Raw genomic sequence first — 13,327 nt, 5'->3', positions numbered from 1 at the left:
CCAATTTTTAGCAACAACCCCCGCCATCATAATGGTATGTGGATGCACTGATAAAAATATCATCCCTGTTCAATTGGGTAAGGGTATGGGCCGTTTTATCACAAATGGCCAATGGCTGATTCTTCAATAAGACATGGCCGTTTTTATCGTCGAAATAGGCTTTATTACCGAAATAAATGGCAGCTTTACCCGTAAACACACATGGACCATCTACTGGCATGGGATCCTTTATGGCGGCCACTTCAATGGATTCTATATAGATCAGCTCCGAAGTTGGATAATGTTGCGGGTCTAAAATGCGGTAAGGTTTTCGCGCTCTAATTTCAATGGTTCCAAAACCGGCATCCGTCAAAGCGCTGATGTAATCTTTTAGGGGGAGGCTACCGCTAAGGCACAGGGCGCGCAAGCGATCGTCCTGTCGCAAGGTGGCATTCATGGGTTGCTCGCATATGGGGTCGCTCATCACCAAACGACCGTGAGGTTTTAAGACACGGTACATTTCAGCGATGGCCCTTTTGAGGTCGTCTTCCTTAAAAATATTGAAGAGGCAATTCTGTGCCGCTACATCAATGCTATTGTTTTCAACAGGTAAATTAAGGGCATTGCCTTGACGCAGATTCACAAATTCCCTTTTAAACCAGTCGTTTTGCCTTTCGGCCTCCATAAAATTCAATCTGCAGGCTTCCAGCATTTCATCGACAACATCCACGCCAATAACCCCATCCTTTTGTCTTGAAAAATAAGCAAACTGCAACAGTTCCATACCGCCACCAACACCAACATAAAGGATTTTAGGCCGATGGGTTAAATCGCGGGCATGCACGGTGCTACCACAGCCATAATTCATATCCTGCATTATTTTTGGAATTTTTAAACCGGGCAATTCCCAAATAGGGTTCGTAGTGCAGCATAACCCTACATTGGGGGATAAGGCAGCTTCTTTATATAGTTCATGTGTGGTGTCCAGATAGTTGCTCATGTTTTTGTTTTCAGTCTCAGGTTTTATAAGGTTTTAATTAATTCTTTGAATAGAATGATCATGTTTGGCTCTGCTTTTGTGGCCGCTGAAATAATGTCAGGAATGCTTATGGGTTCTAAGTTATCCGGATCGCATTCATCCGTTAAAACAGACACGGCAGCCACTTTTAAGTTTAAATGATTGGCGACAATGATTTCGGGAACCGTGCTCATGCCAACGGCATCGGCTCCAAGAATTTTAAGCATTCTGTATTCCGCTCGGGTTTCCAATTGAGGCCCCACGACACTGGCATAAACCCCTACGTGTAAGATCATATGATGACGATGCGCAATAGTTTTAAACGTGGCATTAATTTGAGGATCATAGGGGGCACTCATGTCGGTAAAGCGTTCACCGAGCTGATCTACTCCGGTAAAGGCTAAGGGAGAGCTCCCTTGAAGGTTGATGTGATCTTCAATAAGCATCAGTTCCCCTTTGTTATAATCCAGATTTATAGCCCCTGCCGCATTGGACACCAACAGGGTTTTTATACCCAGTTTTTCCATAATACGAACCGGAAAGGTAACATCCTGCAACGTATACCCTTCGTAGACATGAAAACGTCCTTCCATGACAACAACCCTCTTGCCTTCCAATTCACCATAAACCAATTTACCCTTGTGAAACTCAACGGTCGCCGTTGGGAAGTTTGGAATATGATTATAGCTCACTTCTTTCAAAATGCGTATGTCCTGAATGAGCTGACCAAGACCGGTACCCAGGATAATCCCAATTTCAGGGGCTTCAAAGCCTTTAGCCTTCAAATAATCTACCGTTTCATTAATTAATTTAATCATGGTGATCAAGGTATTACGGATTGCAGTTTTAAGTTTGATTTATAGAAGTTCGACGTGAGTAAATCCTCAATGGTATCGATATCATTCAGAACATCCAGGGTCTGAAATTTTACATGCTTTGCGTGTAATGCCGCTTGTGTTTCTTCCCATAAATGGGGTTGACTCCAGGGTTTGTTTTCAAAAATAAAATCCTGCTTATGGTTTAAGCCTATTAAGTAATAGCCACCATCTTTCGCAGGTCCGAACACACCGGTTGTTTCGTCTAAGGCTTTGAATCCCGAGGCTATGAGTTCTGAACTGATATCCGGGAGATCGGAGCCTATTAAAACGATTTTTTCATAACCCTGTTCAAAGCCCTCGTCAAAGGCCTGTTTCATACGTTCTCCCAAATCTCTGCCTTTTTGGACAAATTTTTGGGCATTGGGCCATATAGCGTCTACCACATCATCTGAAAAGTAAACATGTACCTCTGCATGGAGGGTCCGGGTGGCGTTCTCGGTAAGTTCAACCAGGGCCTGGTACACCTCAAAGGCAGCCCGGTTGCCAATGGCATCGGCCAGTCTGGTTTTAACCTTTCCGTAGACCATATTTTTAACAAATACAATAAGAAGATCCTTAGTCATATACCTTTATACCTTTTTTGAGCCATGAACGCCATTCGTTAGAATAAATATGGATGCTATCCGTTTCTTTATGCTCAAGATTATAAACCGGGAAATTATGGTTTTTCCACTCAAAAATACCACCATAGAGGTTTTTCACATGTGTATACCCGCCTTTTTTAAGGACTTCCGCGATAGCTTCCGATCGTATGCCAATCGAGCAATAAACCACAATATCCGCATTTTTATCGGGCAATAGGCGTTGAACGGAATCGAGATTGAACGACTCATAGCCCACATGGATGGCATGCTTTATATGACTAACGTTAAATTCTTTTTCTTCCCGGGCGTCAAGTACCATTGCTTTTGTTTTGGGCATGGCCAATTCTTGTACCGAAATATAAGGGATGCTCCTGGTATTATATCTGCTTAATAATCCTGAAAGCGTGTCTTGCGGATGCAATTGGAGCGCCCACATTAAAAACCCGGAAAGGATGAGCATTCTCCTTAGAGATGGAAAGGACCTTTGGTCATGGTGGATAGTATTCGCTGTAGTTATCATCATAAAGTAATCAAGCCAGGGTGCCCTGACAACTACTGCCTGCACCTGCGGTACAACCATAGCAGTGTTGTGAAATAACGATGTCTCTGCCTTCAAGAAGCTCTTGATTGTATTCTGAAATATGTTTGATCTTATGTCGGACGGGTAATTCCAGCATTTGATTAAAATCACAGTCGAATAAATACCCATCCCAACTCACCGAAAGTGTATTGGTGCACATGACGTTTCGTACGGCTTCCGGATTAAAGGACTCGACCAGTTGATACATATAATCTTCATAATTTTCTGAAGCAATCAGATAATCTAAAAACCGGCTGATGGGTAAATTAGTGATCGCGAACAAATGATGAAAATGAATTCCAAATTCCTCCAGAAGGATTTTTTTGAAGTCTTTTTCCATGGCATTTTGGTTGGCAGGCAGAAAAGCTCCTGAGGGATTGTATACCAGGTCCAATCGCAATGGGCTATCCGGCATGCCATATCCTATGGCGTTTAATTTTTTTAAGGCACTAATGGATTTTTCAAACACCCCAGCACCGCGCTGCTTATCCGTTTTGCCACGAGTCCAATGGGGCAATGAACTTACAATGTGGATGTTGTGCCTTTTGAAGAATTCAGGCAAATCATAATAGGTTTTATTGGCTTCAATAATGGTTAAATTCGAACGAACAATAAAATCGTTTATTCCCAATTGGGAAGCCTCTTCCACAAACCAACGGAAATTAGGATTCATTTCCGGGGCACCACCGGTAAAATCCAGGGTGTGTGCTCCGCTGCCTTCAATAGCCTCCAGGCAGTATTGCATGGTTTCGCGGGTCATGACTTCTTTCCGGTCGGGGCCCGCATCGACATGACAATGTGAACAGACCTGATTGCACATATAGCCTAAATTAATCTGGAGGACTTCCAGCGTCTTGGCTTTCAGGGGAAATTGACCGGTCTCGGAAATTTTAGTTTTAAACGTGGGCAACCCCCCATTTTGGAAGATGCCATTGGATAAAATTTCCAATTGCCTATGGCTATTGGCTAATTCGTTTTCGCGTTTATGAAGGGATTTTTTGATCATATAAAAAACAATTTTTTTATTCGTTTATTTTTTTGCCGGTCCAAAAAACGAACTAAAACCTGCCTGCCATCCGCAGGTAGGCAGGAAAAGACCTCCAAGCCCGGAAATGGTATAGTGTTCCCAAACCTGTAGTGGGTTTTTAGCCTTCCACATCCCAGAGGGGCAAGCACCATCTTCCACTTTTTGGGGAGGCAGGTTAGGAAGGGCTCATCCATCCAACTTATTCATTTTATTCATCATTTGTACCCCATGCACCAGAGAGGCTCCTCCACGAATTGCCGCTGCTACATGTAAGGCCTCCATCATTTCTTCTTTGGTCACACCGCGCTGAAGCCCATCATGGGTATAGGCATCAATGCAATACGGACATTGAACCGTATGGGACACGGCCAGCGCAATTAAAGATTTTTCTCGTGCCGAAAGGGATCCTTCTTCAAATACACTATTGTAGTACTCAAAAAATTTATCGCCTAATTCTTGGTTCCATTCCCTTATGGCACCAAATTTTTTTAAATCTGCCGGGTCGTAATAGGTGTTTTGCATAAAAATATTTTGTCTAAAGATAAAAATCTAAAACTTGTAGTCGAAATAAAAATGACGACTTAACAATAATAGGGATTATAAACCACAGGAAGACTTAAATCGTTGATATGAAAAATACCCTAAACTTTTTTTGAATAGGGTAAGACAGGTTTTAACAATGGGGAACCAGAAGGAATTACCAATTCGTATTTTGCGCCTTTTTAGCCCCTTCAATGATGCTTTCTACCACTTCCGGATTGAGTAAGGTACTGGTATCCCCCAAATTGCTGGTATCGTTATGGGCAATTTTACGTAAAATACGCCTCATAATTTTACCGGAACGTGTTTTCGGCAGGCCTTCAGTAAATTGAATTTTATCCAATTTGGCAATAGGACCAATGTGTTCGGTAATGATCTGATTGATCTCTTTCCTTAAGTTGTTGTGATCCCGTGTTTCTCCGACATCCTTTAAAATGACATAGCCATAAAGGGCATTTCCCTTTACGTCATGAGGGAAGCCAACAATAGCCGATTCTGCAACTGCCGGATGCTCATTAATGGCATCTTCTATAGGAGCCGTTCCTAAATTATGTCCGGATACGATAATCACATCATCCACACGTCCTGTAATTCTGTAATACCCAACCTCATCCCTCAAGGCACCATCCCCCGTAAAATATTTATTTTCAAAGGCCGAAAAATAGGTATCCTTATAGCGTTGGTGATCGCCCCAAATGGTTCTGGCTATACTTGGCCACGGGAATTTAATACAAAGTCTGCCATTCACTTGATTGCCCTTAAGCTCTTCTCCGTTTTCATCCATTAAAGCCGGCTGAATGCCTATAAATGGTAAGGTGGCATAGGTTGGTTTTGTAGGGGTTACAAAAGGAATAGGGCTAATCATGATACCCCCGGTTTCAGTCTGCCACCAGGTATCCACAATAGGGCTTTGTTTTTTCCCTACATTGTCATTATACCAATGCCAGGCTTCCTCGTTAATGGGTTCCCCTACGGAACCTAGCACTTTTAAGGAGGTTAAATCGTATTTTTCCACCAGTTCCACACCTTGCTTTGCCAATGCTCGAATGGCCGTGGGGGCGGTATAAAACTGATTGACTTTATGTTTTTCCACTATTTCCCAGAAACGACCAAAATCAGGGTAACTGGGGACGCCTTCGAACATAATGGTAGTGGCACCATTGGCCAAGGGGCCATAAACAATGTAACTGTGTCCGGTAATCCATCCAATATCGGCAGTACACCAATACACATCATTTTCCCGGTATTGAAAAACATTTTTAAAGGTGTATGCCGCATAAACCATATAACCGGCAGTAGTGTGTACCATGCCTTTTGGTTTTCCGGTTGATCCGGAGGTATATAATATGAAGAGCGGATCTTCAGCATTCATGATCTCGGCTTTACAATTCGCGGAAGCCTCGTCCAAGAGCGGCTGAAGCCATTGGTCCCTACCCGCTTTCATAGAAATGTCGGCCTGTATCCGTTGCGCCACTAATACCGTTTTCACGTTGGGACAACTTTCCAGAGCTTCATCTACGATGCCTTTAAGGTCGATGGTTTTGGCCCCCCGATAAGAGCCATCACTGGTAATCACCATCTTACAATCACAATCATTAATTCGGGTCGATAAAGCCGTAGACGAAAATCCGGCAAAAACTACGGAATGAATGGCTCCAATACGTGCACAGGCCAAAACCGATATGGCCAGTTCCGGTATCATGGGCAAATAAATGCATACCCTATCGCCTTTCGTTACACCTTGACTTTTTAGGACGTTGGCAAATTTATTGACGCGCGCACTCAATTCGTTGTACGTAATGGCTTCTGCCGATGCGTTGGGGTCATTCGGTTCAAATAGAATGGCAGTTTTATGGCCTCGTGTAGGCAAGTGTCTGTCGATACAATTTTCTGTGATGTTTAATTGGGCCCCTTCAAACCATTTTATTTCCGGTTTTGAAAAATCCCAGCTCAGAACCTTATCCCATTTTTTATGCCACATAAAATGTTCTTCGGCCACTTCTTCCCAAAAATTTTCAGGTTCTCTAACGGATTTTCTGTAAACTTGATAGTACTCCTCTAAATGCTTTATGTGATAATTACTCATTACTTATAGTGTTGTCGGGTTTAATTGAGTTTTAGACGCCTACAATTTTACTAAAATTTTATCAAAATAAGGGTCTAAAACCCCATCTAAGTGATAAATAATCCCACTATAAAAGCTATAAATGTTTCTGATTTTTATGATTTAACCAGGTCATACCGGAACACACGCGACCCTACAGGCCACCGCCTTAATTGGTATCTCGTTTTTTAAGGCTTAAAGGGGGCTTATTTTGTAAGAATAATTTAAATTTTCAGGCAATATGCGATATGCTTTATGAGCCAAACCTCTTTCACTCCAACTATCGTCACCACCAACACCGGTTTGACCATAATCAATGTTAATGTTGACGAGGTCTCTGTTAACAATGTCTGTTGTATGACGTTGCTGTTTGGTTTTACCCGCATCGAAATCGTCATTGTATTGATGGTGCGCACTAAAGCTTAATAGTTTCGATGATCCCTGTATCTTTATACCTTTACCATCGTTGTTAGTAAAACTCACCCATCTCACATCGGTTTTATACCCATTTTCCTGAGGCCGTATGTAGGGAACATATAAATCACTCACAGCGGCTTGATACCATCCAACCAAGGCAGAGGTCTTTCGGTCTGCATAGTTCTCGTGGGGCCCTCTGCCAAACCAGGTAACCTGATCGTAATCGTTTTTAATGATGAAGTTATTTCCAAATCGAGGCAAATGGGGTAAATTGTCCTTGATGTGCTGCAATTGGTTTGTAACCAGAATTTCACCGAGATCATTAATAGCATAGTTCATTATAATTTGGCCTTCAACAGCAGGTAAATCATATATGGTTTCAATATTGAAGTCCTTTACAGACTTCTCTATATTAAGATCAATGTTTTCATTTCCGCTTTTAAATGAGACTTCTGTAAAAACCGACTCTTTAGTGGCTGTATGCCATGCGGCTAATTTTTCCGGGGATTTGGCACCAAAATCGTTATCGGTTGAAGCACGCCAAAAGTTTGCAGTTATGCCATCCATTAATAGGTTACCGTCACCATAATCTAAGGAGGTCAGCATTCCGTTATTGATGTTAAATTTTATTTCGAAATTCGTATTCGAAATAGTGGTAATGGAATCTTTGGTAGACACCAATACATGGTCTTTGTTTTGGAAGCTCGATTCCAACTTTACTGCAGTCAATGGAAATTGTTCGTAAGCCACAACATGATGTCGTGGTAACACATCGGTTTCTTCCGTATTCAGTGCATATAGGTTTAAGTGGTATTCCGAAGCGGTCTCGGATATTTCCGGTAAATCCAATTTTAAGGTTTTAGAATGATATGGAACGACGTCTATTTCAGGTAAATGTCCTGTAGCCATTGGATGGCCATTTTCCAACAGGGTCCATTTGAAATCAAAGGTCTTTAAGTTTGTAAAATCATATTTGTTTACAATGTTTACTTCGGCATTTTCCAAATCAACGGCTTCGAATTTTATATACTGATAGACCTTTTTAACTTCATGAAGCGCCGGATGGGGAGACCGGTCGGGATTAACAATGCCATTCAAGCAAAAGTTTTTGTCGTTCTGCAGGTCATGCCCCCCTAAATCACCGCCGTAGGCCCAAAAGGATTCGCCGGATTCATCCTGTGACAAAATACCTTGATCCACCCAGTCCCATATAAAACCACCCTGCATAGTAGGGTAGGATTCTATGACATCCCAGTAGTCCTGAAAATTACCCAGGCTGTTTCCCATGGCATGAGCATATTCACATTGTATCAAAGGCCTTGAACCATCCTGTTCAACGTAATTTATCATTTGTTTCATGGTCCAGTACATGGGGGCCTGGATATCGCTGTTTTCATAATTCAGCGCACCTTCATATTGCGTTGGTCTTGTCGCGTCCTGCGCTTTTAACCAGTTATAGGTGATATGAAAATTGTCCCCATTTCCGGCTTCGTTCCCTAGAGACCAGGTCACGATAGAGGGGTGATTCTTATCGCGCTCGAACATCCTGGAGGTTCTATCGATAAAAGCCCCTTTCCATTCGGGGAGATAGGCGGGGTGTACGGACTGTTTTTTGAGATCGGTATCCAATCCCTGGTTGGTGGCCCCCAGGCCATGCAATTCAATATTGGCTTCATCAATGACGTAAAATCCATAAGTATCGCAAAGCCTGTAGAAAAAGGGGTTTTTAGGATAATGACTGCATCGAATGGCATTCACGTTATTTTGTTTCATGACCTTCAAGTCTGTCATTGTTAAATCCTCGGTCACATAATGCCCTTCCGTGTCGCTGTGGTCATGGAGGTTAACCCCTTTGAGGAGAACGGGTTTGCCATTGACTAAAAATTGACTGTTTTCAATTTTTATATTTCTAAAGCCCACTTTCAGGGCTGTTGATTCCTCATTGAAGGTAATTAGTAGCGTGTAAAGATGTGGGTTTTCGGCATCCCAGGATGTAATGTTTGGAATAATTTTATTAAAATCAAGCTGATTCTCGCCAATGTCAAGAGCAATTGTTTGCGCTTCAGAATAGAGTTCTTTATCGCCGTCCAACAGTTGTATTGTCAATGGTTTTTCAACCGATTCGTTGCTATTGTTTTCCAGCTCCAAGGTAAGATTGAGCTTACCGTCCTGATACCCATGTTCTAAATCGGCGATAACTTTAACATCCCGTAAGGTTATTTTGTTGGTGGCGTAGACATACACATCGCGTTCAATACCGGATAAGCGCCAGAAATCCTGGTCTTCCATATAACTGGCATCCGACCAACGTAACACTTGTACCGCAATATTGTTTGTTCCCGGTTTCACGAATTTGGTAATGTTAAATTCCGCTGCCGTTTTACTCCCTTCATTGTATCCTACAAATTCTCCGTTTAACCAAATATACATGGCACCGCTTACCCCTGCAAAATGTAAATACACGTCTTTTCCCGTCCAGTCTTCAGCAATACTGAAAGTTCGTTTATAACTTCCGTTATTATTCATGTGGTGAGGTATATATGGCGGATTGGCCGGAAACATATATTTTATATTGGTGTATACCGGAATACCAAATCCTTTCATTTCCCAGTTGGAGGGTACGGTAATGGTATCCCATCCCCTTGTGCTAAAGTCGTCCTTAAAAAAGTCAGTGGGTCTGGCCTGAACACTATCCGCATAGTAAAAGGACCAGGTTCCGTTTAAGGATTTATAAAAGGGTGAATGTTGCCAGCCCTCATTCTTTAAAGCCAAATCCATATTTGGAAACCTATAAAAGGTGGCGGTTGGATCTTCTCTATTAATTTGGAAAATTTCCGGATTTTCCCATTCCGGGTTCTCCCATGGGGGCGCCATATAAGCAGGTTTGTCAACAGGCTTGTCCATACAGCCAAAAAGCACGGTGACAAGAAGTACGAGAAATATAGGTTTTGGATTCATTAAATCTTATGGTTTAGTTGTTTGGACCAGGTGCTAGGTTTTGGGTATTTGATAACCCGCCATTCCCTGAACAATATCTTTATTTATTTTAATTCCAGCATTTTGGTATTCGAATACCCTTTTCCCCTGATGGTTTCAAAAGTCTTTAGCATGTCGGCCAGTTTTTCGGGATGGCGGTCAGCAAGATTGACCCTCTGACTTAAATCATCGTTCAGGTTATACAATTGGAAGGTTTTGGCATTTCCAATTTCAATATTGACTTCAGCAATTTTAGCAGGACCCTGATAGGGTGGGATCATAACCCAATTACCCATTCTCAATGCGGTCCTGGAGGTAGCTTCTATAACCAGGGCCTCTCTTCCCGTATCGCTTTTTCCTAAAAAGGCCTTAAGTAAATCTTTACTGTCAGGCCCTTCCAGGTCACTATTAACCAGAGTAGCCAAAGAGGTCATAAGATCGACCTGACAAACCAGGGCATCCGATGTTTTGGGTTCTATGGTGCCTTTCCAATATACTGCAAAGGGGACTCGTGTACCCGCTTCAAAAAGACTGTATTTACCGCCGCGCAGGACTCCTGCAGGGGTATGGTTTCCTAATTTTTCAACCGCATCGTCATAGTATCCGTCATTTAAAACCGGACCATTGTCACTGGAAAAAACAATAAGGGTATTTTCCAATAATTGTTCCTCTTCCAAGGTTTTAAGCAGTTCTCCAATACACCAATCGGCTTCAATAATCACATCACCCCGGGGTCCCATTCCGGAGGTGCCCACAAAGCGTTCATGGGGTGTTCGGGGAACATGGGGTTGCTGCATGGCATAGTATAGGAAAAAGGGATGATCCTTTTGACGTTTAATATAATCTTGAGCTTCTTTAAGGAAGGTATCGGCCATATCTTCATCGACCCACTTTGCAGAGGCGCCACCTTTCATAAATCCGATTCTGGGGATTCCATTTACAATGGAATTGTTATGACCATGATGCCATTTCATTTTCAATAATTCAGGGTTGTCCTTGCCTGTGGGCTGGCCTTCAAAATTATTCTGGTAATCCACGGCAATGGGATCGTTCGGATCCAAATGGTCTACCTTACCATTCTTTATGTACACCGTAGGAACTCTGTCCTGAGTGGCGGCCATAATATAACTGTAATCGAAACCCACCTCATTGGGTCCGGGGGCGATGCGGGCATTCCAATCGACATTACCGGATCCCAGCCCTAAATGCCATTTCCCAACAATTCCCGTATGATACCCTTTCGTTTTTAGCATTTTCGGAATAGTGGTCTGTGCGGTATCTATAAGCAAAGGTGCGGTTCCCGGCAATATTTTAGCATCTTTATTCCGCCACGGATAGGTTCCGGTTAACAAGGCATATCTGCTTGGGGTACAGGTCGCCGAAGAGGCATATCCATTGGTGAAAAGAACCCCTCCATTGGCCAACTTGTCCATATTTGGCGTGTGGATCTCGGTGGCGCCATAGGCACTAACATCACCATAACCCAGATCGTCGGCGTAGATAAAAATAATATTCGGCCTTTGGACCGCCGTCTGTTCGGAAACCTGCTCATCTTCACCAGACGGATGTTTTTTGCATGAATAAGTTATTACAAATAAGGCAATAAGCGGATAAAGTATGGTTTTCATTTAGTTTGCTTTTTTGATGTGTTCTAATTCTTTTTTCTTTCAAATCGATCAGGATGCATGGTGTTATAAGCCTTATCTTCACCTAGCCCCAAGAAAACGGGATCCATCATACTGTTTTCCCAGGAGGTATACTTTGCTTCAATCGTTTTGGAAGATACACTATTCGGAGGTATTTCAGCATGCGCTTCAGATAAGTCATTGGCAAGGTTAAATAACATGTTTTTACCCTTTAAAGAGACCATTTTAGGGCCTTCACTTTGCCTGACGGCATGTTCATTGGCATCAAATTTTCTCCAGAATACATAGTCATGCGGGGCACCTTGTTCATCACCGGTTACATAAGGTATTAAATTAACGCCGTCTATGGGGTTTCTGGTCTTAATGGGTGTTGAGGTGTGTGCAATACTTGTGGCAAATATGTCCAATGATATCACAGGGGCATGATAAACCAGGCCATCTTTTATTCTATCCGGCCAACGCATAGCAAATGGAACGCGGATACCCCCCTCAAAGAGTTTTCCTTTGCCCCCTCTAAGCGGACCATTGTTGGATGCATTTACATTTTCGGGACCCCCATTATCCGATAAAAAGAAAATCATCGTATTTTCAGCAATTCCAAGGGTATCCAGGGTGTTCAGTATGTTTCCAACACCGTCATCTACGGCACTTACCATAGCGGCGTAGGTTTTTCTGTTATTATCTTTTATGTGCTCAAACCGTTTCAAATAGCGTTCGGTGGCTTGTAATGGCGTATGTGGTGCATTATAAGCGAGATACATAAAAAAGGGTTGACTTTTGTATTTTTTGATATAAGAAACGGCTTCCCTCGATAAGGCATCCGTTAAATAGTCCTGTTCTTCTATTCGGGTATTATTGCGAAGCAATTTGGTCTTATAGGCATCGAACTGTTTTTTAACCTCATATTCGTCTTTTAAGGTCCACTCATGAGGAAAATACTGATGCCCTCCGGTTAAAAAGCCAAAAAAGTCATCGAACCCTCTTTTCAAGGGGCGTAACGATTCATGGGCGCCCAAATGCCATTTTCCAAGGGCTACAGATTTGTAATGGGCTTTGTTTAAAGCTTCAGCTAAAGTTTCTTCAGAAAGGGGCAGACCCATGTTCGGATCGTTTGGTGCAAACAACGGATTTCTTCCAAACCCAAAGCGGTCCTGATAACGCCCGGTGATCAAGCCCGCCCTGCTGGGGCCACAAACGGCATAGCTCACATAGGCATTGGTAAAGGTAACCCCTTCTGCAGCAATTTTATCGATGTTGGGTGTGGGGATATCCTTGCATCCGTTAAATCCAACATCGGCATAACCCAGATCATCAACAAGAATAATGATAATGTTCGGCGAATTTTGGCTTTTAACAGAGACCAACCCAAAAAGTATGAAACTGAAGAATAGGACTATTTTTTTCATGTGTTTAACGACCCTGGAATTAATGGTTATATTAAATCAGTAAGTGCTTCAAATATAGAGTTTTCAAGTTAAATGGAAGGGGATAATGTGCTCAAATTAGGGTAACAATGCGGTCAATATATTTTTTAAATCATTGATTTAAAATGTTTTATGGATATCCAATGATAGGGGT

Annotated in this window: 11 protein-coding genes; all 11 read right to left on the bottom strand. The window is 42.4% G+C overall.

Annotated features, from left to right (window positions below):
• Positions 1-7: 7 nt before the first annotated feature.
• Positions 8-979 carry an arsenosugar biosynthesis arsenite methyltransferase ArsM gene (arsM, locus tag MR054_RS02065; RefSeq protein WP_242155673.1) on the bottom strand — a complete coding sequence of 324 codons (972 nt, stop codon included), beginning with the start codon at positions 977-979 and terminating at the stop codon, positions 8-10.
• 23 nt (positions 980-1,002) lie between these two features.
• Entirely contained in the window at positions 1,003-1,815 is an 813-nt protein-coding gene (locus MR054_RS02060) for a purine-nucleoside phosphorylase (protein WP_242155671.1), read from the bottom strand.
• A gap of 5 nt (positions 1,816-1,820) precedes the next feature.
• Entirely contained in the window at positions 1,821-2,438 is a 618-nt protein-coding gene (locus tag MR054_RS02055) for a TIGR04282 family arsenosugar biosynthesis glycosyltransferase (protein WP_242155669.1), read from the bottom strand.
• Positions 2,431-2,982, bottom strand: coding sequence for a rhodanese-like domain-containing protein (locus MR054_RS02050; RefSeq protein WP_242084426.1), 552 nt, complete (start codon positions 2,980-2,982; stop codon positions 2,431-2,433). Before MR054_RS02050 ends, MR054_RS02055 begins: the two co-directional genes overlap by 8 nt.
• Before the next feature lie 7 nt (positions 2,983-2,989).
• On the bottom strand, positions 2,990-4,045 hold the full coding sequence (arsS, locus tag MR054_RS02045; protein ID WP_242155667.1) for an arsenosugar biosynthesis radical SAM (seleno)protein ArsS: 1,056 nt from the start codon (positions 4,043-4,045) through the stop codon (positions 2,990-2,992).
• 24 nt (positions 4,046-4,069) lie between these two features.
• Positions 4,070-4,225 (bottom strand): hypothetical protein, encoded by a 156-nt coding sequence (locus MR054_RS02040; protein WP_242155665.1) that lies wholly within the window; start codon positions 4,223-4,225, stop codon positions 4,070-4,072.
• A 27-nt stretch (positions 4,226-4,252) separates the two neighbouring features.
• Complete coding sequence (locus tag MR054_RS02035) at positions 4,253-4,588, bottom strand: arsenosugar biosynthesis-associated peroxidase-like protein (RefSeq protein ID WP_242155663.1); 336 nt, start codon at positions 4,586-4,588, stop codon at positions 4,253-4,255.
• A 175-nt stretch (positions 4,589-4,763) separates the two neighbouring features.
• Positions 4,764-6,692, bottom strand: coding sequence for an acetate--CoA ligase (acs, locus tag MR054_RS02030; RefSeq protein WP_242155662.1), 1,929 nt, complete (start codon positions 6,690-6,692; stop codon positions 4,764-4,766).
• A 213-nt stretch (positions 6,693-6,905) separates the two neighbouring features.
• A complete protein-coding gene (gene lacZ, locus MR054_RS02025) occupies positions 6,906-10,085 on the bottom strand; it encodes a beta-galactosidase, LacZ type (RefSeq protein WP_242155660.1) in 3,180 nt (1,059 codons plus the stop codon).
• A gap of 83 nt (positions 10,086-10,168) precedes the next feature.
• Positions 10,169-11,731, bottom strand: a complete 1,563-nt coding sequence (locus MR054_RS02020) for a sulfatase family protein (RefSeq protein WP_242155658.1) — start codon at positions 11,729-11,731, stop codon at positions 10,169-10,171.
• Positions 11,732-11,754: 23 nt separating this feature from the next.
• A complete protein-coding gene (locus MR054_RS02015) occupies positions 11,755-13,155 on the bottom strand; it encodes a sulfatase-like hydrolase/transferase (protein ID WP_242155656.1) in 1,401 nt (466 codons plus the stop codon).
• Positions 13,156-13,327 lie beyond the last annotated feature (172 nt).

This window comes from Aestuariivivens sediminis (genome assembly GCF_022662105.1).
In the GTDB taxonomy this organism is placed as follows: domain Bacteria; phylum Bacteroidota; class Bacteroidia; order Flavobacteriales; family Flavobacteriaceae; genus Aestuariivivens; species Aestuariivivens sediminis.
This window is presented reverse-complemented; position numbering and strand designations above follow the sequence as displayed.